This is a genomic window from Mammaliicoccus lentus (assembly GCF_947036595.1).
GTDB lineage: Bacteria > Bacillota > Bacilli > Staphylococcales > Staphylococcaceae > Mammaliicoccus > Mammaliicoccus lentus.
Map to the genome: position 1 here is coordinate 1,869,458 of NZ_OX344834.1, position 25,975 is coordinate 1,895,432.

A 25,975-nucleotide genomic window follows, 5' to 3' on the forward strand; every position below is an offset into this window, starting at 1 on the left:
TTGTAAACTCATGGATTGGCGTTTTTGTTTTGTTAATTATGATCTCAACGTGGCACCTTGTTGTTCTAGTGCTTTTAGTATTTGATTGTGTACAGCTGTAACTTTTTCTTCAGTTAGTGTGTCATTTACATCTAAGTAATCTATACGGATAGCTACTGATTTCTTGCCTTCTTCCATATGTTCACCTTCATAAACGTCAAATACTTCTGTATGATTTAAGATTTCTTCACCATTTTCATTAATAGTATTAATTAATGAAGAAGCTGAAACTTCAGTACCTACAACTAAAGCAACATCTCTTGATACACCTGGGAATCTTGGTATAGGTGCATATTCAATTTTACCTACTGGATGCTCTAATATTCTAGTGAAGTTTAGTTCAAAAACATACGTACGGTCTAAATCATTTTCTTTCTCTACAGTTGGATGCAGCTCTGCAATTAAGCCGATTACTTCATCATCTAACTTTACATATGCTGTTCTACCTGGGTGTAATAAATCTACTTTAGTAGTTTCAAATGTAAAACGTACATTTAATTGTTCCGCAATACGTTCCACGATGCCTTTTACTAAATAAAAGTCTACTGGTTCATCTTTTTGTTGCCAACGATTACCTGAATATTGTCCTGTTAGTATTCCACTTAAGAACTCCACTTCAGTTGGCAACTCATCTTGACCGTTACCATAAAAGACTTTACCTAATTCATATAATGCTACATTTTTATTCTTTCTAGCAACGTTATAACGTGTTGCATCAATCAATCTTGGTAATATGCTTTGACGTAAAACAGCTTGATCTTCACTCATAGGCATCATCAACTCAACGACATCATGTTGATTGATTGTAAATTGAGTAGCTATATCTTTACTCACTAAAGAGTATGTTATCGCTTGGTCTAAACCTGCACCTTCTAGAATTTCTTTTACTTTACGTGTTTTTAGTTGATTATCTGTTAAATAACCTGCTGTAGCATTTTCAAAGTTTGGTAAAGTTGATGGCAATTGGTCGTAACCGTATATTCTCGCTACTTCTTCGATTAAATCAGCTTTAATTGTAATATCATTACGTCTTGAAGGAACAGTTACTTCAAAGTCTTCACCTGTAATATTAGTAGTGAAACCTAAACGATTGAAAATTGTATCAATCTCGTCTGTCGATAAATTAAATCCAATTAACTCATTCACATCGTGTGTTGAAATACTGATTACTTTAGAAGTTGCAGGTAAAGTTCCGTCCGATACAACTTCGTTTAACACTTTTGCTCCTGCGATTTCTTGTAATAAATAAGCTGCTCTATTTAATGCCTCAAGTACTCTTTCACTTGCAACACCTTTTTCGAATCGATTTGATGCTTCACTACGTAGACCTAATCTTCTAGATGTTTGACGAATATTAGTTGCATTGAATAATGCACTTTCAATTACAACGTTCACAGTGTTTTCTGTTACTTCAGAAAAATCTCCACCCATCACACCAGCTATTGCGATTGGTTCTTTACCGTTAGTAATTACAATGTCCGAAGTTTTTAAAGTTCTTTCAACATCATCAAGTGTTGTCATTTTTTCTTCCTCTTTAGCATAACGAGCAACAATTTCTTTAGAACCAATTTGATCTTGATCAAACATATGAAGTGGTTGACCGTATTCAAGCAATACATAGTTTGAAACATCAACTACATTATTGATTGGACGAATACCTGATTTCATTAATCTTGATTGTAGCCAAGTTGGTGATGGTTCTATCGTGACATTTTTAACTATTCTAGCTGAATAAAACGGCACCGCTTCTGTATCTTCAACAGTAATTGATAGTTCATCAGAAGCTTTTGCAGTGGTTTCATTAACGTTTGTATTTGGATACTTAATATCTTGACCATACAAAGCACTAACTTCATGTGCAGCACCTAGCATACTTAAGCAGTCAGCTCTATTAGGTGTTAAATCAAAGTCCATTACTTGATCATCTAATAATAAAGCTTCTAACGCATCATTTCCTGGTGTTGGCTCATTTGAAAATACATAAATACCGTCTGCATACTTTTTAGGTAAGACGTTTTGATCTATACCAATTTCTTGTAGAGAACAAATCATGCCTTCAGAAACTTCGCCTCTTAATTTAGCTCTTTTAATTTTAACCCCGCCAGGCAATCTTCCACCGACTTTAACAACAATAACATGTTGGCCTTCATCGACATTTGGCGCACCACAAACAATTTGTACATGTTCTTCTTCACCAACATCTACTTTACAAATATTTAATTTATCTGCTTCTGGATGTTTTTCTTTAGAAACGACGTGACCTACGACTAATTTCTTAATATCTTTACTATAGTCCGTAATGCTATCTACTTCTATACCACTTCTTGTTATTTTTTCTGCTAGTTCTTCAATACCAGCATCTATTTTTATAAATTCATTTAACCATTCTTTACTTACTAACATTACGCTTCACCACCATCTTCTACAGGCTTAAATTGTTCTATAAATCTCACATCATTAGTATAGAAGTGTCTTATATCCTCAATTCCATATTTCAACATAGCTAATCTATCTGGCCCTAATCCGAATGCAAATCCAGAATATTTATTTGAGTCAAACCCAGCCATTTCTAATACGTTAGGATGTACCATACCTGAACCTAATACTTCTATCCAACCAGTTTGTTTACACACATTACATCCTTTACCTTTACATTTAAAACAGGATACGTCTACTTCAACTGAAGGTTCTGTAAATGGGAAGAAGCTTGGTCTTAAACGTATTTCTCTATCTTTACCAAATAATTTACGTACCAATAGTTCTAGAGTACCTTTTAAATCACTCATTTTAATGTTCTCTGCAACTACTAACCCTTCGATTTGAGTAAATTGATGACTATGTGTTGCATCATCAGAATCTCGTCTATAAACTTTACCTGGACAAATAATTTTTACTGGACCTTTACCATTTCTTTTTTCTAAAGTTCTAGCTTGAACTGGAGATGTGTGTGTACGCAATAAAACTTCTTCTGAAATATAGAAAGTATCTTGCATGTCTCTCGCTGGATGTGATTTAGGTAAATTTAAAGCTTCAAAGTTATAATAGTCCGATTCAACTTCATAACCTTCAACGATTTCATATCCTAATCCAATAAATAAATCTTCTAAATCTTCATTAATTTTAGTCAGAGGATGTTTTGCTCCTAATGCCACTTTTCTACCAGGCAAAGTTACATCTATTGTTTCATTCTCTAGTTGTTCATTTAACGCTTCTTCTTCTAATAATTCTCTTTTAGATTCAATTTCAACTTCAACAGCGTTACGTACTTCGTTAACTAATTGACCAAATTCTGGTCTTTCTTCTTTAGGTAAATCTTTCATTTCTTTCATCAAACTTGTAATAACGCCTTTTTTACCTAAGTAATTTACTTTAACATCTTGTAATGATCTTTCAGCTTTAGCTTCGTTTATGCGAACAAGCGCTTCTTGTCTTAAATCTGAAAGTTTCTCGCGTAATGACATATATATCCTCCTATTTAGTCGAAAAAAAAGACTTCCACCCCTCAATAATAGAGGGACGAAAGTCTTCCGTGGTACCACCCAAATTTATACATACTCATGCATACACTTATATGTTGATAACGGATCTACATTCCGACTTAAATTTCTTTAAGTTGCCAAAAGGATGAAAAAAATTAAGTCACAACATAGGATTTTTCAGTCACGAATCCATTCCCTTTCATGCGCGAACATTAATTTACGTCCTTTTATTAGCTCATATTGATTATGAAATCATTATATAAAATTATACATGAATGGTCAACCTCTCAAGTGATAGAGTAAAATACCACTAGATACAGCTACATTTAAGCTTTCAGCTTGGCCATATATAGGTATATTTAAGTTCTGGAATGTTTCTTGCAATAATGATTCATCAACACCACTGCCTTCATTACCCATAATTAAAGCAAAATTGTCTTGTTTTTCAACAGTGTTATATGGCACTGCGTTCTGTAAACTCGTTCCAAATACTTTGCCATCAAACGATTGTATAAATGTTAATAAATCTTCTTCAATGATTGGCAAATGGAACACGCTACCTTGTGATGCTCTTAACACCTTATCTTGATAAGGGTCTGCACTGCCTTTAGAATAAATAACTGCATCCATACCAGACGCATCTGCATTACGAATAAGTGCCCCCATGTTTCCAGGGTCTTGTACTCTATCTAAAATAAGCACTTGTTTAAAAACATCTGCTTCGTAATTTGGAATATCAACAACAGCGAATATACCTTGTGGTGTAGTTGTGTCCGACAATGCTTCAGCTACTTTAAAATTTATAATATAAGCATTTTCCGCATAATCTATAATTTGTTCATCTAATCTTGAAAAATCTACTGATAATAAAGAATTTATTTTTAGTTGACTGCGAAATGCTTCTTCAACTAAATGATAACCTTCAATAAGAAATTGCCCTTGTTTTATTCTGTCTTTCTTTTTCTTTAATTTATTAATTTGTTTTATTTTATTATTTTGTGCTGAAGTGATTTCTTCCATATAATCTCCTCGTGTTTACGTAATCTTATGTATCTATTATATATGATAACCACATATTTTCATATAAATAAAAAAACGCCCTTAAAAGGACGTTGTAATATAACTTATTATTTAGAAACGACTTCTTTACCTTTGTATGATCCACATGCTTTACATACACGGTGAGATAATTTCATTTCTCCACAGTTAGAACATTCTACCATGCCTGGTACTGAGATTTTGAAATGAGTACGACGTTTTCTTTTAGCTGCTTTTGAAGTTCTTCTTTTTGGAACTGCCATGTTTAATTCCTCCTTAAATTTTATAAACACTAGTTCGATTATTTTTCATCATCGAAGAATTGTTGTAATTTTTGAAGTCTTGGATCAACTTTACGTTCGCTATCTTCTTGATCTGAAGTTTCAGTTGATTCAATTTGATCTTCGCCAATAACTTCCCAACCATTGCCTGCCATTGAAATATCTTCACTACCTTCAGAAAATACGCGTTGTGGCTTTTCTAAAATAACGAGTTCTTCGATAATCGGTAATAAATTAATCATACCGCCTTCGACTTTATGTCTAAGACCGTCTTCTTCTTCTTCATCACCATCGCTAAACTCATCTAATTCGAATATTTCCGTTGAAGTAGTATCAAATGGTAGATCTACTGGCTTTAAAGTACGGGCACATGGTAACGTCAATACACCGCTAATGTCAAGATTGACAATTATCTCATGCATTCGCACTTGTACGTCTCCTGTTACTTTTATTGGAGATATATCGATAAGTTCATCTACTCGTTCAGTAAGATATTTCATATCGATTTCTTTATCAAAAGTAAATGGTTCGTCTTGGTATTTATTAAGTTGTGTTATTGACCACTTCATCTAGGTTCACCTCTTACAAACACAAAAATTATTGTAACCTTAACGACAACGTTTGTCAAGATTTTTTCTTAACATTCATTATCTGATACAATACTAATGATGAAGTGAAATGAGGGGAATTGCAAATGAAAAGTGTTGCTTTAATTACAGAGTATAATCCGTTTCATAATGGCCATGTTTATCATGCTGAACTATCTAAAAACATAACAAACAGCGATGTATCAGTCGCTGTTATGAGTGGATCGTTTACGATGCGAGGAGAACCAGCAATTTTGAATAAATTTCAACGTGCTAAAATGGCTGTTCAATATGTAGATTTAGTAGTGGAATTACCACTTATTTATGCAATATCTTCCGGAGAACTTTTTGCTCAAGGTGGTGTTGATATAGCAGAACAATTTAAATGTAATTATTTATCTTTTGGTAGCGAGTCAGGAAACGTTAATGATATTAAAGAGACTATTAGTCAAATTGAAGATATAAAAAATGATATACGATATAAGGAAATGATTAAAGAAGGAAAATCTCACCCTAGAATCATCTCTGAATTAATTCAAGATTCAAAGTTATTATCAGGCTCTAATAATTTATTGGCTATAGAATACGTCAGACACATAATAAACAACGACCTTAATATCGAACCAGTGACTATACAACGAAAAGACAACTTATTTCTAGATTCAAGCTTAAATCAACGCTCACACATTTCCAGTGCAACCTCAATAAGAAATGCATACTTTTCAAATGATGAGCAATATAAACTAAGTTTACCTGAATTTAGCTCTAACTTATTAAGTTCACATAAAGGTGTAAACTGGGATGATTTTTTCCCATTATTAAAATGGACTATTTTGAGATCAAGTACAAAAGAATTACAAGAAATTTATATGATGACTGAAGGGTTAGAATATAAACTAAAGAAAGAAATAGAAGATAGTCAGACTTTCGATGAATTCGTATCGCGCATTAAATCAAAAAGATATACTTGGACGCGTATTCAAAGATTACTAACTGCTACATTACTCAACATCAAAAATATAGATGTAAACTCTTATAAACCACAAGCAATTCGTGTATTAGCAATGTCCGAACAAGGTAGAAAATACATTAAAGAAATACAAGAGTCATGCCCATTACCAATTATTACTAATGTTAACAAAAAGTCTGCTCCGTATTTTGAACATGAGATTAAAGCCACATCTTTATACCAGTATGTATCTGGAGAATCAGAAACAGACTTTAATCAACATGTTTATATAAAAAAATAGTGAAACTTATTTAATGGAAATAAACTTCGTGCTTTAGTATATATCGCACAAAGTTTATTTGTTGTTCTCTCGTTTTTCTTTTAAAGCTTTATTTACATTGGCGGGAACAAACTCCGAAACATCTCTATCGTATTGCGCTACTTCTTTTACAACACTAGAACTAATAAATGAATACTTATTATTAGTCATCATATATAATGTTTCTATATCATCATCTAATTTTTTATTCATAGATGTTAATTGCATTTCATATTCGAAATCACTCACAGCTCTCAATCCTCGAACAATTGTTGTCGCATTGATTTCCCTACAAAAATCAACGAGTAAGCCGTGGAATGTATGTACTACGATATTAGGTACATCTTCGACCGCTTCTTTTATTAATGCCACTCTTTCTTCATTTGTAAATAAACCTTTTTTCGAAGAATTTTTTAATACCGAGACATGTACTTCATCAAATATTTTAGCGCTTCTTTTTATAATATCTATATGTCCTAAAGTAATTGGATCGAAACTACCTGGGACTACTGCTATTTTTTTAGACATCGTTCTCTCCTTTTGTCAGCAACATAACATGTGTAAGACCATATTCATACTTTTTAAAGATTTCAAACTGACGTGTATTTATATTTTCTGATTTATCAAATTCACAAACAATTGTACCATTAGCACTTAATAAATTAAATTCTTCAATTTTTTCTAATGATTTATTTATAAGGTCTTTATTATAAGGTGGATCTAAAAATATATAATCAAATCGAATTTCTCTTTTATTCAATGCTTTTAAAGCTCTAATAGCATCATTTTTATACACTTCATACTCTGAAGCTGGGATTTTGAGTAAATTCAAGTTTTCTTTTATCATTTTTGTCGCTTTAAAATTGCCATCTACAAAAATAACTTTGTTTAATCCTCTTGATAATGCTTCAATACCTAACCCACCACTTCCTGCAAACAAATCTAAGCCAAGCCCGTCAACGTCTTGTAAACTATTGAAGATACTTTCTTTTACTTTATCGGTAGTTGGTCTTGTAGATTGGCCTTCAATTGTATTTATATGTAACCTTTTATATTTTCCACCAATAACTCTCAATTGAATCAACTCTTTCTTTATTTTAAATTATTAACTATACTAATTATATATTATATGAAAACGAGGTTTACCTTATGAAGCAATCATTTATTGTCATTGGACATGGATTAACGGATTTATTTGAATTTCAAACAATCATTGAATACAATCACGAACGTATTTCTGATATTTTGATGCTCCACACGCCTTTATCTGAGGAGAAGCTATCAACAGCTTGCATAATTATGAAACCGACTAAAGAGAACCATTTTCAAGCTATCTATACAATATTAGAAGGCATAAGATATCCGTATCCAGAATCTAACAAAAAATTCGATTTAATTAATCAATGGGCAAATGAATATGACATAAAAGTAAAAGGTCTAGACGTAAAGTCACGGTCTGAATTCGCAGAAGATGAACTTTACTTCACTTACTTAAAAGGTGTATTGAGACTAGAACGTTACTTGCCACCGTTACAATAAATTAAAAGTTCAAATATTCTTTTTTCTCAACATTTTTATTTGAATAATCTCTCTTAACACTCTTAAATGGTGACACTTTCACATCTTTAACATATTTTAATTTTATTAGATGTTGGATAGTGTCATCTATTTTATCTTCATTTGTATAAAGCATGACATATTGTTCTTTTTTATGAGAATAATAAATATTCCCGAATTTACGTAATTGTCTTTCATGTTTCATATTTTTTAAATAGACAATAATACTAATGCGCTCTACTAGCTCCATGACAATATCTCCCTTCATGTTTTATTTTTATATTAGCATTTTATATATGATGTTGAAAGAAGATAATCTTGCACTCATAACTTACATGCTTTTATATCACATACCAATTTGATAGAATATATATAAGTCTTTAATTGCATTTCGAAAGGATTGGATAAAATGTCAAAAATTAATTTAATGAAAGCAACAGGTCTTATCGGAGGCATAGCTGCAGGTTCTTGGCTTATTACAAAAGCTACTAGTGAAGTTAGACCTCGCAAAATCAAACCATTCTTTACTCAACCAGCACCTTATATTTTCGCTCATCGAGGTGGGATGGCTTTAAGACCAGAACATACCCGTCTAGCTTTTGACCATGCATTAAAATACAATGTAACTGGTTTTGAAATTGATGTTCGTTTAACAAAAGATGAAGTCTTAGTTGTTACACATGACGAAACGGTAGATCGAACAAGTAATGGTTCTGGCTTAGTAGCTGATCACACTTTAGAAGAGTTACGTCAGTTTGACTTTGGATATCACTATAAAGATATCAACCATGAACATCCTTATAGAGGCGATGAAAAAGCCAAAATCGTTACGCTTAAAGAATTATTAACAGAATACCAAGATGTGTTAGTAAACATCGATATCAAGGACCATCCTGAATCTTATGCTGGAAGTTTAGCACCTTCACACTTATTCCGATTAATATCAGAATTAAAAGTTGAAGATCGTGTAAATATTACAAGTTTTTATGATGAACAAATAGAAAGATTTAATTTATACGCTCAAGATACTATTTCATTAGGTACAGGACAAAACGAAGTAACAAAAGCATATACTGCTTATCATTCTGGTTATGGACATGTTTACCAACCTAAAACTGATACATTCCAAATTCCTGTAAATGCAAAAGGTCTTCCACTTGATTCAGAAGGCTTTATTCAATATTTAACTTCACTGAATATTGCCGTTGGTTATTGGGTCATCAATCAAATAGATATTATGGATGACTTAATTCAAAAAGGTGCACATACTATCGTTACAGATAGACCAGATACAGCGCACTTTTTAATTAAAAAACAATATTAAACATAAAACAGTCCGAGACATTTATATATGTCTCGGACTGTTTTATTAAGAACAACCGCATGAACCGCCTGTTGAACATCCTCCACCGTGACTCTCACTAGTAAAGAATGGATTACCTGTATCTACTTTAACATTGTTTGATATAGAATAAGATACAATGCTTACAACTTCATCCAATAAATTCTGTAATTCTGTTTCTTTAGTTTTAAAGTTGGAAACGACTGGGTGCATTTCGTATTCTCTCTTCTGCTGTCTTGTTTCTTTCATTACTCTATTATAATCAGGATGATATCTTCCAAACCTCAAACAATCATCATAGTGTGACTTGATTTGATCAAATTTCTTTCTTAAAATCTTTACTTCTAAATCTGTTTCTAATTTATATTTAGCTTCTCGATAAGCTTGGTAAATTTCTGATTCCATAATACAAGCACTTAGTTCATCGGATTGATCTAAAATATTAGCTGTTTCAACTGTGAACATCCCAATGACCTCCTTATTATTTATTATCTTTGAAGACAAGTGAATAATATTCTCGAGAATTACCTGCACCAAATTCATCGTATTGACTTCCAAGTAATTTCTCTCTATAACTGTTGTTGTTCAACCAACTATTAACAAGTGTTGGCATATCATAAAAATTATATGCTAAGTTTTGGTTGATAGCGTTATATTCAATTTTTTTATCATTGATATGTTTCATTATACCATCTTCTAAAGTTTTTACAGCCTCTTCTTCATCAACGTCACTATCAATCAAATCCGCTTCCATTTGAGTAATATAAGTTAATTGATCATTTATATCTAAAGGTGTTATTCCTTTTAATTCTCTATACTCATTTACAATTTCTAATAAAGTTAAATCTTTATTAATATGTGTTTGGAAATCTTGTTGATCTGCACGTTTTAATTTTTTATCTTTATTTGAAACTTTAGACATAGAAAATGGCGCTTGCTCAACAATTATGTCTGAATCCATAAATTGAACACCCATAACCTCATTTGTTTCGCTATCAATTAATACCTGTGCATAAACATCACCATATTTAACTAATAATTGAGTTTTGATGTCCCTTTCTGATAATTCAATTTGATAATCACCATACGAACTATTTATGTTTGGTTCCATATCTATGTTAGTACCATTAAATAATTTAGTAGCATCTTGTTTAATTTTAATTGGTGATACATCTACTTTTTCACCAGTTGCAAATACAGATGACACTTTATTATTTTTGGTTGAAACTAAATAATAATGTTCCTTATTTTTAAAGACATAATTCTTTCTATCGTGCTCTGCCTTATATACCCTATCTGGTTGACCTAAATCTTTAATGACATCATCTATACTACCATAGACATAAGTCCCTACGCCCTCTTTCAGCTTAGCATTACCTGTGGACTTTTCAGCTTGTTTCTCATAGTAATTTTCACTTGCTTTATCATGTGAGTAGTTTGGGTTCTTTAAGACATCAAATTCTAATTTAGGAGAATAGAATAAATAAAAGAGTACAATGATTAAAATAGCGATTGCTATTACTTTAATGATAATATTCTTCAACTATTTACCTCCTCTTTTTACTCCTAATAATGATTATATCATTTTACAGTAAAGTTTTTAGTTAAATCAATTGAAATGTGAATATTTATGTTAAATTTAAATGTACATTGCAACATTGAAGCTTTTATCATAAAATAAACTTAAAGGTACTTAGAGGGAGGAAAATTACATGGTATTTGATAATACAGGTCTTGAAAAGGTTATCATCGAACAAGAACTATTGCAAGATGTTATGAATAAACATGGTTTTGTTGCAGGCGGACACTGGGACTATGAACGTATTACTTATGATTTTAAATATGAATTAAGTGAAGGCATATATTATTTAAGAGTTCCAGGTTATGCACTTAAAGGGGACGTTGGTGCAAAAAGTGCAACACTCCAATTGATGGATCCTTATTTAGGTAAACATTATTATCCAACTGGCGTTGAGTACGGTGATGATGAAGTTTATCCAGATAACTTAGTTGCTCATTGCAACTTACTAATTGAACGAATTACGTCAGATATTAAAGCTTTAAACACATTAAGTACACAATAGAAAACAACTTTGAACAGTAAATTAAGAGACGTGATTTTTTCACGTCTCTTAATTTATATCTACATCTAAAATTGAGAGGTACATTTATGAAAAAATGGATTAATAAACGGAATATAAGTATATTTATCATCGCAATATTAACAATTTTATTTATTTATTTTATCATCCCGATATCTATACCTTTAATCACAGCGTTCATTATAGCGCTAGCTTTTAACCCACTCATTAAAAGACTAACTAACAAGATTAATAGTCGTAAATGGAGCGTTATAATTATATATACATCCCTACTAACAATAAGCGGGTTCATAATCTATTTATTTTTAACAAAACTAATAGACCAAATTGTACTATTCATTAAAGATTTACCTAATAAAATAAATAAATTAATAAAAGTAATCGAACAATATAACGACAAAATGAAAGCAGTATTACCTGATGAAATGGCTACTACCATTAACAAAGAATTACAAAATTTTGTCGCGTCTATGAGAGACTCTATTTCTCATTATTTTAGTGTTGAAAATATTACTGAAGTCGTTTCCTCCTTACCAGGATTCATAATTAGTCTAGTTGTCTTTCTCGTTGCATTATTTTTATTTATGCTAGAAATACCTAATATTCACAAATTCATAAAGAAGCATTTATACCCAAATACTTATACTCAAGTTATAACAATCTATAATAAAATAAGTCATTCAATACTTGGTATGATTACAGCCACAGTTATACTAAGTTTTATTACTTGGGTATTCACATATATAGGACTATTAATTATAGGTGTAGATTCTGCATTCATTATAAGTTTATTAATCTGGTTTATAGATATATTACCTATTGTAGGTGCTACAGGATTTACAATACCATGGGCAGCATACGCTTATATTGTAGGTGACCCTACTCTTGGCATACAACTCATTATTCTATCCATTGTACTACTCGTCCAAAGAAAAGTACTGGAACCTAAAATATTTGGTACAGGTGTTGGATTAACTCCTTTACCAACACTTATTTCTATGTTTATAGGATTAAAATTAATGGGATTCTTAGGATTCTTTATCGGCCCACTCATTTTAATTGTTATAAAAACAATATTAGAATCCGGTTTAATAAAAACAGACTTTAAAATATAAATTACAAAAGAGTGGGAAAGAAATCTCATTTTATTAAAAAGGTTTCGTAGTCCCAACCCCCGCAATGATGACTAGGTTAAAAATGCTCGATATAAGTGAATTTTAACCCTAGTCAGCTACTGCCATTAAAACAAAGAGGCTGAGACATGTATTTATGTCCCAGCCTCTTTCCTACGATTAGTCAAGTGCTTAAGTTTAAAATAGTCATCACTTAATAAGACCGTCCAATTTTATTTTTTTGAATAAGGTGTTAGACTATATGTGATTATACGATTTAATGTGGGGACATTTCGTAATCGTATAGTTTATGTTTCATTATTAAATAATGAAATGTTTTTAATAGTCGATTAATACATGCGACAACAGCAGTCTTATGAGATTTCTCATTAGGCTGCTTTCTTAATTTATAGTAATAATCTACAATATGATTATTATAACGATGTTGTCCACGAATAATATTCATTATTACCAAAAATAATAAGCGTCTCGCCTTTTTATTACCGCGTTTATTGATGGTATCTCTATAATGTGTCCCACCAGATTGATATCGTTTGATATCAATTCCTACAAAAGCATTTAACTGTTTATTTGATTTGAATCGAGATATATCTCCAAGCTCACCGATTATCATGGCTGCAGTTAGATCTCCAATTCCTGGTATAGAATAAATAATTTCAAAGCAGTCAAGTTCTTGAGCTAATTGAATCATTTCTTTATCTAATTGTGATAATTGTCCAATGGACTTTTTCAATTTTTGAATTAATAATTGTGCTTTTTTAACTAGGAACGAAGATGAATTGACGTTAGGGTAACTATCATTCGCTAATTTAAAAAGTGTTTCTCCATAACTTTCTGCTTTTCGTTGAGATAATCCTTTATCTGTAGATTTTAAAATTGTAGAAATGATACTTTCCATATCATTTTGTTGAACAAAATCAGGATGAGTAAATATTTCAGCGATATTTAAGGCAATCATTGAATAACGATTTTTAAATAATTTTTCTAAGCCAGGAAATGTTTGATGAAGTATCTCAATAATTTCAACTTTCAATCGATTTTGTTCATTTTCGAATTCTAGATGAAATCGAGCACGCTCACGTAATTCAAAGTAAATATCATCATTTGTATTATTTAAACTATCGGAATCATTTAAAAAAGGTGCTATTTGGGCTAACTTATGTGCGTCTGATTGATCTGTTTTCCAAGACCTTAAAGAGCTTGTTTTGAACTTTGCTTCTAAAGGATTCAACTCAATATAATTAATTTGGTTAACTCGACAGAACCGAACCATAGCTCTTGAATATATACCTGTGGATTCAAAAATTAATTTGGGCTGATTTACACGATTCAAATAATTTAATAAATAATTATAACCATTTTTGTTATTTTGAATAGTAAATTCCTTTTGGAATTTTTCATCAATATAGTGTGCAATCACACTATCTCTTTTACTAATATCAATGCCTAAGTAATCGATAAATAAAACCTCCTTAATAAATTTGAGAAGTTGTAACTTTACTGAACCTTTCTCATTTCACTTTCCTATACACGGTTTCGAGAACCCAACATACTACAATCGAATTTCAAAAGGCGAGAGTAAAGCTGACTAGTTTTTTTTACGGATTTCAAACCCAAGAGATCGCACAGTCTACTCCTCTCTATAACTATAAAAAATAGCTATGAAAAAATCTATCGTCATAGATTTCTTCATAGCTAATCTTAGTATGTTTGTTTTAATGGATTTATTGCTTAATCCCTTTTAGTTTACATATCAATATTCAATTTCTAGACTTATACTAAATTTAAGAACCAAGTATTGCTTTAATCATTGATGTCGTTTCTCCACCATGATAGAAAACATATAATAATAGATATACAGCTACGCCTGTAATTGCTGTAGAGAACCATATAATGGATGTTACTGGTCCAAATTTTCGATGAAGATCTAATTTATTTTTTAAGCCAAGATAAATTGTAATAATCCCCATGATTGCTCCAATCGTAGCTAAAGTAATATGGAATATTAAAAATAAAGTGTAGTAAATTTTAATATTGTCTGGACCACCAAAAGAGGTATTTCCAATAAATATTGTTCTACTAGCATAAATAGTAAAGAAAATTACTGCTGCTACTGCTGCTGAAAGCATGAATTTTTTATGTGTTTCAATTTTTCTTTGTGCAATAAAATACCAGCCAATAGCTACTAAAATTGCGCTCAATACTATAAATGTTGTACTAATTGTTGGTAATATAGGTAAATTCATGTTTTTACATCCTATCTAAATTGATTGTATAACGCTTTTTGTTCTTCTAATTTTCTTAAGCTATCTTCTGTTATTTGACTTTCATTTTTGCGTTCATATCTGAACCATCTTACAAAGATAACGTATAAATAAATACCAAATACAATTTCTTGCATCACCTTCATAATAACCCCACCAGTTTGTTGGTCTTCTAATGGTGAGAAGTTTGTAAAGTATTCAGGCCCTGAAATACCAGCCCCTTGAACAACACTGTTTAAAGTATCTGCTGGTACACATAGAGTCATAGCTCCTAACCATGCTTCTCCTGAAGTATATGTGTCATACATAGCGCTATTACTAAATATAATTAAACCACATGACGGTGTCAATAGAACGCCTATAAAGAATATATATAGAATCTTTTTGATGTTAGTCATATGCTGTGCATCTGGTATATGCTTGTTGAAAATTGGATGCCACATAAACCAAGCACTTATAAATAGCAAAATAGTATACATGTCATGTAAAACGATATTTTGCTTTAATGTATCCAAAACAAGTGGAATATGATAGACAGAGAACAACCCGTTAAATAAGAAAATAGCTAACAAAGGCTTCGTAAATAAACTTACAATTTTATTTACTACAGGTAATTCTTCTACATATTTCACAATATACTCAGGTATTGCATAAAACATTAATGGTGCAATAATTAAAAATAATATGGCCATTTGAAGCATATGGAAACTAAAAATAATATGTGATAGTAAATCTATTGGCCCACCTTCAAGTAGATAGATTGCTAACATAAGTACAACAAATAATGTTGCTTCACCCTTTTTTAAAGGTCTTCCCCCTGGAATATCTTTATACCATTTACCACAAATCAAAAAGTATAAGATAATTACACATAATACGCCTATAAAAAAGAATGGTGTCCAATTCGCCCAAAAACCAAACATTGATATTGAAGTTAAACCACCCATCTTTAATACACTTCCTCATTAAGTCATTATCTTTATTATATGATTTAATAACCGCTTAAACAACCCAACTCAAAAATTAGTTATGACAATGATATGACCAATATAATACTTTTTACTATAAAATAAAGACCCAAAACTTATATAACAAAGTTTTGGGTCTTTAAATATTATTTATTTTTAACGAAAATAGGATCGCCTATCCAAACAATATAAATGAATGTTACAACGAATGATAATCCGAAGAATAAACCTACAACCATAAACAGTTTAGATACACCATGTTTTTCAGCTTTCATATGCATGAAATAATAGAATTGTAATACTACTTGAAGTACAGCTAATCCTAGTATTACAGGGATAACAAATTCTTTTGGTAATTCTGCAGCTACTAAAGCGAAGGCAACAAATGTAACAAAAATCATTATTGCAAAGTTAGTAACTTGCATACGCATTTCTTGAGTACTTTTACGTCTCTTGTATGATCTTAGCGCTTCTGCGTCATGATTAACTTGTTGATTCATATTATCCTAACGCTCCCATCAAGTATACTACTGTGAAGATGAACACCCATACTACGTCAATAAAGTGCCAATACAAAGCAGCAGTATTAAATTTGTGTGCATTATAAATACTTAATCCTCTTGCTCTGTTTCTAAGTACAAGTGCTGTTAACCACACTAAACCAATTATTACGTGGAAACCGTGTGTTCCTACTAAGAAATAGAATGCGCTACCGAAAGCACTTGAACGGAATGTATGACCTTGTTGAACATACTCAACAAACTCATAAATTTCTAAACCTAAGAAACCTAAACCTAAAAGGACAGTAATACCAATCCAGATAAATACACCTTTAGCATTAAAGTTTCTTAAATGATACAAAGCATAAACACTAGTTAATGAAGACGTTAATAATAACATCGTCATTACGAACGCTAATGGAAGATGGAACAAATCTTTAGCTAATAAGTGATCTTCACTTGGCACAGCATCTTTCAAAGCTAAGTAGGTTGCGAATAATGAAGCGAATAATGCGACCTCACCACCAAGGAATACCCAAAAACCAACTATTTTATTCTTACCTTCCATTGATGCTGTTTCAGGATGATCTGGCCAATTTTCAGCTGTAAATTTTACTTCTTCATGTGCCATTAACGCTCACCCCTTTCATACTCAATTAACTCTTGTTTAGTTATATGATGACCGTGGTCATCTTTAAGTGATCTGTAAATCATGCTGCCTGCAGTGATTGCCAGACCGAAGATTAACACGTAAACTGCCCATGGTTTTTCGTTTAATCCTTTTACTGCTTCTAATGCCCATTCTTTACCATCAGCAAAGTACATTGCACCAAATGCAGCTACGAATAAACCGAAAGCTTGTAAAAATGGTATGAATGAGTTGTTAGGCATGTGAATATCATCCAATGATTCAGCAGGTAATATTTTTCCATCGCCTTGTTTTTTCTCAATCCAAAGAGCATCTAAACCACGAACTAAAGGTACTTGCGCAAAATTATAATGTGGTGTCGGAAGTGGTAAAGCCCATTCTAGTGTACGTCCGTCGCCCCAAGGATCTCTTCCAACTTTTTCACCTTTAGCTAATGTCGTAATAACGTTTATTGTTTCAACAATTACAGCGATTGCCATTAGCAAAGCACCTATTGAAGAAACTAAGTTAGGAATATCATATCCTTGTCCTGGTAAGTATGTAAATACTCGACGAGGCATTCCCCATAGTCCTAAGAAGTGCTGAATTAAGAATGTTAAGTGGAACCCAGTGAAGAAGAACCAGAATCCAATTTTACCTAATGTTTCATTTAACATCTTTCCAGCTATTAATGGGAACCAATAGTGTAAAGCTGCTAATATGGCAAACACGACACCACCAACAATTACGTAGTGGAAGTGAGCAACAATAAAGTATGAGTCATGTAATTGATAGTCAGCAGGAGCTGATGCTTGCATGACACCTGTTACCCCACCCATAACGAATGATGGAATAAAGAATAATGCATATAGCATTGGCGTTGTAAATTCAACACTACCACCCCAAACAGTTAATAGCCAGTTGAATATTTTAACACCGGTTGGTACGGCAATTGCCATTGTTGCAACTGCGAATATAGCGTTAGCTACTGGTCCTAGGCCTACTGTAAACATATGGTGAGCCCAAACCATGAATCCTAAGAAACCGATTAAAACAGTAGCAAATACCATTGCAGAATAACCGAATAAACGTTTCCTAGCGAATACAGGTATAATCTCTGAGAATATACCGAAAGCTGGTAATACTAAAATATATACTTCTGGGTGTCCAAATATCCAGAATAAATGTTCCCAAATTATTGTGTTACCACCTTGTGAAGCAATAAAGAATGACGTTCCAAACATTCTATCGAATATTAATAAGAATATACCGATAGTTAACGGTGGGAATGCGAATACGATTAATGTTGAAGCAACAAATGTTGTCCATGTCATTAGTGGCATACGCATATATGTCATACCAGGCGCTCTCATATTAACAATTGTAGCAACAAAGTTAATACCAGCGATTAAAGTACCTGCACCAGAAATTTGAAGTCCTAGTGCATAGAAGTTAATACCATGTCCTGCAGATTCAAGTGACAAACTTGCATAAGATGTCCAACCTGCATCTGGAGCTCCACCTAAAATCCATGATAAGTTTAAGAATATTCCTCCAAATAAGAATAGCCAGAAACCTAATGCATTTAAGAATGGAAACGCAACATCTCGAGCACCAATTTGTAATGGAACAACTGCGTTCATATAACCGAATAGTAATGGCATTGCGGCCAAGAATATCATAGTTGTACCGTGCATCGTAATGATTTCATTAAACAGTCCAGCTGAAACAAAGTCGTTCTCTGGCACTGCTAACTGGATACGAATCAACATTGCTTCTATACCACCGATAGCAAAGAATAATCCTCCAGCTAATAAATATAAAATAGCAATTTTTTTGTGGTCGACTGTTGTTAAATAGTCCCAAATAGTCGATCCAAACCCCTTTTTACTTTGAGTAGACACTAGAGTAACCTCCCTTTCAATTCTTACTTATCAACTTTTCGTTCCATTAAGTAGGCAGATAAAGCATCGATATCTTCATCAGAAACTTTATATTGATCAGTCATTTTATTACCAGGCTTAATGCTTTCAGGGTCTTTAATCCATTTTTTAAGGTTCTTTTCATCATGGTCTAAATATCCAGCAATTAGATCACGGTCACCAAAGTTTGTAAGGTTAGGACCTTTAGCTTTCTCACCTGTTGGCGTAACAGCATGACATCCAGCACATGATTTATTAAATACCTTTTCACCTTCTTTAGCTTGACTAGATGTCGCAGCTACAGGTTTCTCAACAGATTTCATATCTTTAACCCATTTATCAAAATCATCTTTTGGTAGAGCTTTAACTTTAAAGTCCATTAAAGCATGTGAAGGTCCACATAACTCAGCACATTTACCATAGAATAGATTTTTAACTTCTTTTGCTTTATCATTATTAAATTCTAAGTAGAATTTATTAACGCCTTCTACGTTAGTATCTAATTTACCACCAACTGCTGGCACCCAGAATGAGTGTTTTACGTCAGCTGAATGTAATCTGAAGTAAACTTTTTGATCAGTTGGAACAACAAGCTCTTGACTGGTAACAATTTTTTCATTTGGATAACTAAATTCCCACCAATAAAGATTAGCAGTTACATCAATAACAAGCTCTTTACTCTTACCTTTTTCGTCGACTTTATCAATCGCTTTAGTATCACCTAGTGAGAATGTAAGCATCACTGTAGGTATAGCTAAGATAATAAGTAAAATAACAGGAATGATTGTCCATACTAATTCTAATTTGTGATTACCTTCTACGTCTTTAGGAACAAAATCTTCACCTAATTTTTTACGACGGAATTTAATCATCGCAAGTAAGAAAATAATAACGACTACAATAATAACAAGTAACATAATGCCTATTGAAAGCATTAATAAAAAGAATTGTTTATCAGCGACTTCCCCTGCCGGGCGAAGAACTGATAAATGTGGTTGACCACAACCTGCTAGAACAAACAGCAGGGCGATAAGTAAACCGAACATTTTCGTGTTTTTTAAACGTGTCTTCATTCGTTTAACCCCTCTTTCATGCATTCATTCATATTTAATTATATTAATTGTACGACAGTAACAATGACTGTCATAACAAAGAAAATAACAAGGTAATTTAAAGAAAAAACAAACATACTCGTAGCCCATTTTGATTTGTTAATTTCTTTTTTAAATCCAGATAAAGCTAATAGTAACCAAGCTATATTAAGTAATGAAGCAATAACTACAAAAACAGTACCTAATTGCGCCATTAAGAATGGTAAAGGTAATAATAGTACTACCCATAACAACATACTTAAGCGTGTTCTAGTAAAGCTTTTGACTGCTGGTAGCATTGGTATTTTCGCTAAAGCATATTCGTCTTTTCGACGATAAGCTAATGCATAGAAGTGCGCTGGTTGCCAAGCAAATAATACTAAAAATAGCGTCCAAGCAAGTGGACTTAATGTTTGATCAATGCTTGCCCAACCAATCAATGGTGGTATCGCGCCAGGAAAACTACCTATTACAGTATTCCAAACTGTGTGTCTTTTAGACCAAATTGAGTATAAGACAACGTATCCGAAAATCCCCAGTAATCCAATAATACCTGTAGGAATGTTAATCATAAATAATAAGATTTCACCTACTATCATTAAGCCAAAGCTTAATTTAAGTAAATTATTGTTACTAATTCGTCCATTAACAGTTGGTCTTTTTTGTTTAGATGGCATGATGGAGTCGATATCTTGGTCGTAGTAATTATTGATCGCACAAGCGCCACCCATAATGAGTGTAGAACCTACAATCATTAATAACACAACTGGCAAGCTGTGGAAGAAGTTGAAACCACCAAATACAATCGCAAGCCAAGCACCCGCAAACGCAGGTATTAAATTCCCTTGAACAAGTCCCATTTTAATGATGGCTTTAATTTCATATAACGTTAGACGACTTTTATCTATATCTTTTTCGGACGTCACACTATATTGATTTTGTTGCAATTTTGTCCCTCCTTCCGTTATCTCTCACATATATATTCAATGATATATGAAAATTGTCACATAATCTATACATTTTTGAAACAAAATTTTGACATTTTTATACTTCCCTAAAATTTGAGTTCATTAAAAAGTCATTATTGTGTAACATTTACAATGGGTATTCATTGTTATACTATAGATATTAGTGTTTAAATTAGAATCGTATTAATATAATAATTATTGTTAATACGTCTTTCTCTTAAATTCTATCATATTTTTTAATATAAATAAGGTTTATTTTAGAATAAAGCCCATTTTATATTAGTTTAAATATGGATTATAATTTTATTAGAGGTGTTCTTATTGTTTAATGACAAATTTTTAAAATGGCTAGCTACATTAGCAACAATTGTTATGCTGTTTGTGCAGTTAGGTGGCGCTTTAGTAACCAAGACTGGTTCTGAAGATGGTTGTGGAAGTTCTTGGCCATTATGTCATGGATCTGTTATACCATCGGACTGGCCAATTGAAACGATAATTGAATTAGCCCATAGAGGTGTATCAGGTTTAGCACTTATTCTTGTCGCTTTATTAGCTATTATTAGTTGGATAAAATTAGGACATATTAAAGAAGTAAGACCTTTATGTATCACAAGTATAGCTTTTATATTATTACAAGCACTTATTGGAGCTGCCGCTGTAATATGGCAACAAAATGATTTTATACTTTCATTACATTTCGGAATATCTTTAATCAGTTTCGCATCCGTCCTATTACTAACACTAATTATTTATGAAGTAGATAAAAAATTCGAAGCAACTAGTTTAGTGATAGATAAACACTTAAAAATACACACGTATGCCGTAACTTTCTTTATATACTTTGTTATTTATTCAGGTGCGCTTGTTAGACATGCTAATGCTAGTCTTTCATGCTTAAGTTGGCCACTGTGTCATAGCGGTAGCACTGGATTACCACAAACATTTTATGAGTGGGTTCAAATGTCTCACCGAGCCCTAGCATTTTTCATATTTATATGGATACTGTATATATTCATTTACGCTTTCAGAAATTATGCTAAATATCGTGTAATTAAGTACGGTTGGACTTTAGCATTTATACTAATTTGCTTACAGGTTACAACAGGAGCGTTGTCTATATTTACAAGAGTTAATATATTTATAGCATTGTTCCATGCATTGTTCATCACAATGTTGTTTGGATTACTATGTTACTTCATAATGTTGATACTTCGTTCTAAACGACGAAATCAATAAATAATAGAATTTGCTTTATATTTTAAGCAAACAAAAAAGCACGTACCTATGAAATTCATGGTACGTGCTTTTTATTTGTATATAAATATTTTGCTATTCAGCTTTATCTATTGTAATGATTAAATCATGCGTCTGAATACTATCTCCTGAAGAAACATAGATGTTAGAAATCGTTCCATCAAATGGTGCTTGGATTGTTGTTTCCATCTTCATCGCTTCAGTAATAATCAATGCATCACCTTGTTTAACTTCATCACCTTTGCTCACTTTTACTTCTGAAATTGTTCCAGGCATTTGCGCACCGATGTGAGATTCATTACTTAAATCTGCTTTTTGAAGAACAGCATCAGATACTTTAACATGTTCATCTTTAACATATACTTTACGTGGTTGACCGTTCAACTCATAATAAACCCAACGATGTCCATCTTCATATACGTGTCCGATAGATAATAGTTTAACGATTAATATCTTACCTTTATCAATCGTAATCTCAACAGTTTCATTCTTAGCCATTCCGAATAAGAACGTAGGCGTATCTAATAATGATAAATTACCAAAACTTTCGTAAGTCTTAATGTATTGTTCATATACTTTTGGATAAATAGCATAACTAATAAGATCTTGTTCTGTTACTTCACTTTGTTGTTTCTCTTGTAATTCTTCTCTTAGGCTATCAAAGTCTACTGGTTCTAATAATTCACCCGGTCGTTTTTCGATAGGCGTTTGACCTTTTAATATAACTTTTTGTAACTCTTTATTAAAGCCGTTTACCGGTTGTCCAATTTCACCTTTAAAGAATGAAACAACAGATTCAGGGAAGTCTAATGAACGACCTCTTTTAATGACACTTTCCTCATCCAAGTCGTTTTGAACCATGTACAATGCCATATCCCCTACAACTTTAGATGATGGTGTAACTTTGACAATATCTCCGAATAATAAATTAACACGCTTGTACATGTCTTTAACTTCATTGAAACGTTCACCTAATCCTAGGCTCTTCGCTTGTTGACTTAAGTTTGAATATTGTCCACCAGGCATTTCATGTTGATAAATTTCTGTATGTGGTGAACGAATGTCACTTTCAAAGTCAGAATAATAGTTTCTAACTGTATCCCAATATTGTGAAAGTCTTTCTAAACCATCAATATTCGTTCTTACATCTCTTTCATTACCACTTAAAGCATAATATAAAGAGTTCGCTGATGGTTGAGATGTTGTACCACTCATACTAGCTACTGCTGTATCTATTACATCAACACCTGCTCTTATAGCACTCTGATAAACCAATAAACCATTACCACTCGTATCATGAGTATGTAAATGTATAGGAATATCAATATGTGTTTTTAATTCACCGATTAATTCATGTGCAGCTTTTGGTTTCAATAATCCAGCCATATCTTTAATTCCTAAAATGTGTACACCTTCGCTTTGTAGTTCTTTAGCTAAATTAATGTAATAATCTAACGTATAAACGTTTGATCTTTCAGGGTTTAAGATATCACCTGTGTAACATATTGCTCCTTCAGATATTTTACCTGATTTTTGAACCGCTTCATTGGCTACTTTCATTTGATCTAACCAGTTTAGAGAATCAAATATTCTAAATACGTCGATGCCTGCATCTGCACTTTCTTTAACGAATTTTTCAATTACGTTATCAGGATAGTTTTTATATCCAACAGCATTAGATGCTCTTAATAACATTTGGAAAAGAATATTAGGGATTTTTTTACGTAATCTCGTTAATCTTTCCCATGGGTTTTCTTTTAAGAAGTTATAGGCAACGTCAAATGTTGCACCGCCCCACATTTCTAATGAAAATGCATCATTTAAATATTTAGCTGTTTCTGGCGCTATTTGTAACATATCATAAGTACGCATACGCGTAGCTAATAATGACTGATGTGCGTCTCTAAAAGTAGTATCTGTTAACAATACTTCTTCTTGTTCTTTAAGCCATTTACTTACGCCTTCAGGACCGTGTTGCTCTAATATTTGTTTTGTACCTGATAAAGATGCAATTTCTTCATTAGAGATTTCTTCTAGCCTAACTTTTTCGAAGTGTGGTTTTTCACGCTTTCTAACACTTGGAAAACCATTAACCGAAATATTCCCAATGTATTGTAAAGTTTTAGTACCTCTATCTCGTGAAGGCGTAATATCAAATAACTCTGGGTTATTTTCTAAGAATTTAGTTGTATAACTACCTTTAGCAAATTTCTCATGATTTACTACATTGTATAAGAATGGGATATTTGTCTTAATACCTCTAATTCTCATCTCTTTAAGAGAACGAAGCATTTTTTCTGTTGCTTGTCTCAACGACATAGCATGTGTAGATACTTTAACGAGTAATGAGTCATAGTAAGGTGAAATTTCAGCACCTTCAAATCCATCACCAGCATCCAGTCTTACACCGAAGCCGCCACTTGAACGATACGCAATAATTTTACCAGTGTCTGGCATGAAATCATTTAATGGATCTTCAGTTGTAATACGACTTTGTATAGCATATCCTAGCGTTTTGATATCTTCTTGTTTAGGCATTTCAATTTCATCGCCAAATAAAGATTCACCAGCTGCTACTAAAATTTGTGTTTTTACAATATCAATACCAGTTATCATTTCAGTGATTGTATGCTCTACTTGTACACGTGGGTTAACTTCAATAAAGTAGTATTCATCACCTGATACAAGAAATTCAACTGTTCCCGCATTTACATACCCTATCTTTTTCATTAAATGTAGTGCTGAATTACATATACGATGTCTTAACTCGTCACTCAATGAAACTGATGGTGCTACTTCAACTACTTTTTGATGTCTACGTTGAACTGAACAATCTCTTTCGAATAAATGAACTAAATTACCATGTTCATCTCCGATAATTTGCACTTCTATATGTTTAGGTTGATCTATGTATTTTTCCACATAAACTTCACTATTCCCAAATGATTTTCCAGCTTCAGATTTAGCACGTTGGTATGCGTCTTCTAACTCACTTTCACTATTAACAATACGCATTCCTTTACCACCGCCACCTGAGATAGCTTTAATGATAATTGGAAAACCACTTTCTTTTGCAAATGCTTCTACTTCTTCAAATGATTCAACTGAACCATCTGTACCAGGAATGACTGGTAAATCTGCATCTAGTGCTGTTGCTCTCGCTTTAACCTTATCCCCAAACATATCCAAATGTTTAAGTTCTGGCCCGATAAATTTAATACCTTCCTCAGCACATCTTTTAGCAAATGTTTTATTTTCACTTAAGAAGCCGTATCCAGGATGGATAGCGTCAACTTCTGCTTTCTTTGCTACTTTAATAATTGCTTCAATATCTAAGTAACTTTCCGTCGGTCCTAGATCTTCATCAACTAAATAAGATTCATCCGCTTTATACCTATGTAAAGCTCCCAAATCTTCATTCGAATAAATTGCTACTGTTTCAATATCTAATTCTGTTGCAGCCCTAAATATTCTAATCGCAATTTCACCACGATTGGCTACTAATAATTTATTTATTTTGCTCATAATTTGAAGGCTCCCCTCAATGTATTTGA

Annotated in this window: 25 protein-coding genes; 6 read left to right on the forward strand and 19 right to left on the reverse strand. The window is 32.3% G+C overall.

All coding sequences use genetic code 11. From position 1 onward, the window contains the following. Nucleotides 1–36: 36 nt before the first annotated feature. The 5 genes from pheT to ACNMOQ_RS09315 form a co-directional block, all read right to left on the reverse strand. A complete protein-coding gene (gene pheT, locus ACNMOQ_RS09295) occupies nt 37–2,442 on the reverse strand; it encodes a phenylalanine--tRNA ligase subunit beta (RefSeq protein WP_064204091.1) in 2,406 nt (801 codons plus the stop codon). Further along, a complete protein-coding gene (gene pheS / locus ACNMOQ_RS09300; protein ID WP_064204092.1) occupies nt 2,442–3,500 on the reverse strand; it encodes a phenylalanine--tRNA ligase subunit alpha in 1,059 nt (352 codons plus the stop codon). The genes pheT and pheS overlap by 1 nt, the downstream gene beginning before the upstream one ends. Nucleotides 3,501–3,797: 297 nt before the next feature. Then, nucleotides 3,798–4,538 carry a TrmH family RNA methyltransferase gene (locus tag ACNMOQ_RS09305; protein WP_017000512.1) on the reverse strand — a complete coding sequence of 247 codons (741 nt, stop codon included), beginning with the start codon at nt 4,536–4,538 and terminating at the stop codon, nt 3,798–3,800. Nucleotides 4,539–4,645: 107 nt separating this feature from the next. Further along, nucleotides 4,646–4,819: a 50S ribosomal protein L32 gene (rpmF, locus tag ACNMOQ_RS09310; protein WP_017000511.1), complete on the reverse strand. Its 174-nt coding sequence runs from the start codon at nt 4,817–4,819 to the stop codon at nt 4,646–4,648. Between the two features lie 38 nt (nt 4,820–4,857). Then, nucleotides 4,858–5,406, reverse strand: coding sequence for a YceD family protein (locus ACNMOQ_RS09315; protein ID WP_017000510.1), 549 nt, complete (start codon nt 5,404–5,406; stop codon nt 4,858–4,860). A gap of 125 nt (nt 5,407–5,531) precedes the next feature. Here ACNMOQ_RS09315 and ACNMOQ_RS09320 point away from each other — a divergent pair, with 125 nt between their 5' ends. Next, nucleotides 5,532–6,674, forward strand: coding sequence for a nucleotidyltransferase (locus tag ACNMOQ_RS09320; RefSeq protein ID WP_017000509.1), 1,143 nt, complete (start codon nt 5,532–5,534; stop codon nt 6,672–6,674). A gap of 54 nt (nt 6,675–6,728) precedes the next feature. Here ACNMOQ_RS09320 and coaD read toward each other — a convergent pair whose 3' ends face one another. Continuing rightward, nucleotides 6,729–7,220 carry a pantetheine-phosphate adenylyltransferase gene (gene coaD / locus ACNMOQ_RS09325; protein WP_064204094.1) on the reverse strand — a complete coding sequence of 164 codons (492 nt, stop codon included), beginning with the start codon at nt 7,218–7,220 and terminating at the stop codon, nt 6,729–6,731. Next, nucleotides 7,213–7,776, reverse strand: coding sequence for a 16S rRNA (guanine(966)-N(2))-methyltransferase RsmD (gene rsmD / locus ACNMOQ_RS09330; RefSeq protein ID WP_416349761.1), 564 nt, complete (start codon nt 7,774–7,776; stop codon nt 7,213–7,215). The genes coaD and rsmD overlap by 8 nt, the downstream gene beginning before the upstream one ends. A gap of 65 nt (nt 7,777–7,841) precedes the next feature. Here rsmD and ACNMOQ_RS09335 point away from each other — a divergent pair, with 65 nt between their 5' ends. Continuing rightward, nucleotides 7,842–8,231, forward strand: coding sequence for a DUF7147 family protein (locus ACNMOQ_RS09335; RefSeq protein ID WP_017000506.1), 390 nt, complete (start codon nt 7,842–7,844; stop codon nt 8,229–8,231). 1 nt (nt 8,232) lies between these two features. Here ACNMOQ_RS09335 and ACNMOQ_RS09340 read toward each other — a convergent pair whose 3' ends face one another. Next, on the reverse strand, nt 8,233–8,499 hold the full coding sequence (locus ACNMOQ_RS09340; protein WP_416349762.1) for a DUF2129 domain-containing protein: 267 nt from the start codon (nt 8,497–8,499) through the stop codon (nt 8,233–8,235). Between the two features lie 159 nt (nt 8,500–8,658). On the opposite strand from ACNMOQ_RS09340, the gene ACNMOQ_RS09345 reads away from it, so the two are divergent. Then, nucleotides 8,659–9,573, forward strand: coding sequence for a glycerophosphodiester phosphodiesterase (locus tag ACNMOQ_RS09345; protein ID WP_017000504.1), 915 nt, complete (start codon nt 8,659–8,661; stop codon nt 9,571–9,573). A gap of 45 nt (nt 9,574–9,618) precedes the next feature. On the opposite strand, the gene ACNMOQ_RS09350 is transcribed toward ACNMOQ_RS09345, so the two are convergent. Next, complete coding sequence (locus tag ACNMOQ_RS09350) at nt 9,619–10,056, reverse strand: YlbF/YmcA family competence regulator (RefSeq protein WP_017000503.1); 438 nt, start codon at nt 10,054–10,056, stop codon at nt 9,619–9,621. Between the two features lie 16 nt (nt 10,057–10,072). Next, on the reverse strand, nt 10,073–11,134 hold the full coding sequence (locus ACNMOQ_RS09355; protein WP_017000502.1) for a CAP-associated domain-containing protein: 1,062 nt from the start codon (nt 11,132–11,134) through the stop codon (nt 10,073–10,075). A gap of 169 nt (nt 11,135–11,303) precedes the next feature. Here ACNMOQ_RS09355 and ACNMOQ_RS09360 point away from each other — a divergent pair, with 169 nt between their 5' ends. Both ACNMOQ_RS09360 and ytvI read left to right on the forward strand, forming a co-directional pair. Continuing rightward, on the forward strand, nt 11,304–11,675 hold the full coding sequence (locus ACNMOQ_RS09360) for a YugN family protein (RefSeq protein ID WP_017000501.1): 372 nt from the start codon (nt 11,304–11,306) through the stop codon (nt 11,673–11,675). 86 nt (nt 11,676–11,761) lie between these two features. Continuing rightward, nucleotides 11,762–12,808, forward strand: a complete 1,047-nt coding sequence (ytvI, locus tag ACNMOQ_RS09365; protein ID WP_064211126.1) for a sporulation integral membrane protein YtvI — start codon at nt 11,762–11,764, stop codon at nt 12,806–12,808. Nucleotides 12,809–13,082: 274 nt separating this feature from the next. Here ytvI and ACNMOQ_RS09370 read toward each other — a convergent pair whose 3' ends face one another. The 8 genes from ACNMOQ_RS09370 to cyoE form a co-directional block, all read right to left on the reverse strand. Further along, nucleotides 13,083–14,285, reverse strand: a complete 1,203-nt coding sequence (locus ACNMOQ_RS09370) for an IS110 family RNA-guided transposase (RefSeq protein WP_308291679.1) — start codon at nt 14,283–14,285, stop codon at nt 13,083–13,085. Nucleotides 14,286–14,610: 325 nt separating this feature from the next. After that, nucleotides 14,611–15,072, reverse strand: a complete 462-nt coding sequence (locus ACNMOQ_RS09375; RefSeq protein ID WP_064204099.1) for a DUF420 domain-containing protein — start codon at nt 15,070–15,072, stop codon at nt 14,611–14,613. An 11-nt stretch (nt 15,073–15,083) separates the two neighbouring features. Next, nucleotides 15,084–16,037 (reverse strand): cytochrome c oxidase assembly factor CtaG, encoded by a 954-nt coding sequence (gene ctaG, locus ACNMOQ_RS09380; protein ID WP_017001116.1) that lies wholly within the window; start codon nt 16,035–16,037, stop codon nt 15,084–15,086. A 167-nt stretch (nt 16,038–16,204) separates the two neighbouring features. Then, the gene (locus ACNMOQ_RS09385; protein WP_017001117.1) at nt 16,205–16,558 is read right to left on the reverse strand and encodes a cytochrome C oxidase subunit IV family protein; all 354 of its coding nucleotides are present in this window, start codon (nt 16,556–16,558) and stop codon (nt 16,205–16,207) included. A 1-nt stretch (nt 16,559) separates the two neighbouring features. Beyond that, nucleotides 16,560–17,189: a cytochrome c oxidase subunit 3 gene (locus ACNMOQ_RS09390; protein WP_017001118.1), complete on the reverse strand. Its 630-nt coding sequence runs from the start codon at nt 17,187–17,189 to the stop codon at nt 16,560–16,562. Next, a complete protein-coding gene (gene ctaD / locus ACNMOQ_RS09395) occupies nt 17,189–19,090 on the reverse strand; it encodes a cytochrome c oxidase subunit I (RefSeq protein ID WP_017001119.1) in 1,902 nt (633 codons plus the stop codon). Before ctaD ends, ACNMOQ_RS09390 begins: the two co-directional genes overlap by 1 nt. A 23-nt stretch (nt 19,091–19,113) precedes the next feature. After that, nucleotides 19,114–20,181, reverse strand: coding sequence for a cytochrome c oxidase subunit II (coxB, locus tag ACNMOQ_RS09400; RefSeq protein WP_017001120.1), 1,068 nt, complete (start codon nt 20,179–20,181; stop codon nt 19,114–19,116). 38 nt (nt 20,182–20,219) lie between these two features. Further along, the gene (cyoE, locus tag ACNMOQ_RS09405) at nt 20,220–21,125 is read right to left on the reverse strand and encodes a heme o synthase (protein ID WP_026023743.1); all 906 of its coding nucleotides are present in this window, start codon (nt 21,123–21,125) and stop codon (nt 20,220–20,222) included. A gap of 363 nt (nt 21,126–21,488) precedes the next feature. Between cyoE and ACNMOQ_RS09410 the strand changes: the two genes are divergently transcribed. After that, complete coding sequence (locus ACNMOQ_RS09410) at nt 21,489–22,403, forward strand: COX15/CtaA family protein (RefSeq protein WP_017001122.1); 915 nt, start codon at nt 21,489–21,491, stop codon at nt 22,401–22,403. A 93-nt stretch (nt 22,404–22,496) separates the two neighbouring features. Here the strand turns inward: ACNMOQ_RS09410 and ACNMOQ_RS09415 are convergent, their stop codons facing one another. Continuing rightward, nucleotides 22,497–25,946 (reverse strand): pyruvate carboxylase, encoded by a 3,450-nt coding sequence (locus ACNMOQ_RS09415; protein WP_064204100.1) that lies wholly within the window; start codon nt 25,944–25,946, stop codon nt 22,497–22,499. Nucleotides 25,947–25,975: the final 29 nt, after the last annotated feature.

Bases quoted from the DNA above. Each gene is read 5' to 3' on its own strand.
- rpmF (WP_017000511.1), bottom strand. From the start codon at position 4,819: ATGGCAGTTCCAAAAAGAAGAACTTCAAAAGCAGCTAAAAGAAAACGT.
- ACNMOQ_RS09390 (WP_017001118.1), bottom strand. From the start codon at position 17,189: ATGGCACATGAAGAAGTAAAATTTACAGCTGAAAATTGGCCAGATCAT.
- ACNMOQ_RS09375 (WP_064204099.1), bottom strand. From the start codon at position 15,072: ATGAATTTACCTATATTACCAACAATTAGTACAACATTTATAGTATTG.
- ytvI (WP_064211126.1), top strand. From the start codon at position 11,762: ATGAAAAAATGGATTAATAAACGGAATATAAGTATATTTATCATCGCA.
- ACNMOQ_RS09385 (WP_017001117.1), bottom strand. From the start codon at position 16,558: ATGAATCAACAAGTTAATCATGACGCAGAAGCGCTAAGATCATACAAG.
- coxB (WP_017001120.1), bottom strand. From the start codon at position 20,181: ATGAAGACACGTTTAAAAAACACGAAAATGTTCGGTTTACTTATCGCC.
- pheS (WP_064204092.1), bottom strand. From the start codon at position 3,500: ATGTCATTACGCGAGAAACTTTCAGATTTAAGACAAGAAGCGCTTGTT.
- ACNMOQ_RS09305 (WP_017000512.1), bottom strand. From the start codon at position 4,538: ATGGAAGAAATCACTTCAGCACAAAATAATAAAATAAAACAAATTAAT.
- ACNMOQ_RS09315 (WP_017000510.1), bottom strand. From the start codon at position 5,406: ATGAAGTGGTCAATAACACAACTTAATAAATACCAAGACGAACCATTT.
- ACNMOQ_RS09415 (WP_064204100.1), bottom strand. From the start codon at position 25,946: ATGAGCAAAATAAATAAATTATTAGTAGCCAATCGTGGTGAAATTGCG.
- ctaG (WP_017001116.1), bottom strand. From the start codon at position 16,037: ATGGGTGGTTTAACTTCAATATCAATGTTTGGTTTTTGGGCGAATTGG.
- ACNMOQ_RS09340 (WP_416349762.1), bottom strand. From the start codon at position 8,499: ATGGAGCTAGTAGAGCGCATTAGTATTATTGTCTATTTAAAAAATATG.
- coaD (WP_064204094.1), bottom strand. From the start codon at position 7,220: ATGTCTAAAAAAATAGCAGTAGTCCCAGGTAGTTTCGATCCAATTACT.
- ACNMOQ_RS09335 (WP_017000506.1), top strand. From the start codon at position 7,842: ATGAAGCAATCATTTATTGTCATTGGACATGGATTAACGGATTTATTT.
- ACNMOQ_RS09360 (WP_017000501.1), top strand. From the start codon at position 11,304: ATGGTATTTGATAATACAGGTCTTGAAAAGGTTATCATCGAACAAGAA.
- pheT (WP_064204091.1), bottom strand. From the start codon at position 2,442: ATGTTAGTAAGTAAAGAATGGTTAAATGAATTTATAAAAATAGATGCT.
- ACNMOQ_RS09350 (WP_017000503.1), bottom strand. From the start codon at position 10,056: ATGTTCACAGTTGAAACAGCTAATATTTTAGATCAATCCGATGAACTA.
- ACNMOQ_RS09345 (WP_017000504.1), top strand. From the start codon at position 8,659: ATGTCAAAAATTAATTTAATGAAAGCAACAGGTCTTATCGGAGGCATA.
- ACNMOQ_RS09320 (WP_017000509.1), top strand. From the start codon at position 5,532: ATGAAAAGTGTTGCTTTAATTACAGAGTATAATCCGTTTCATAATGGC.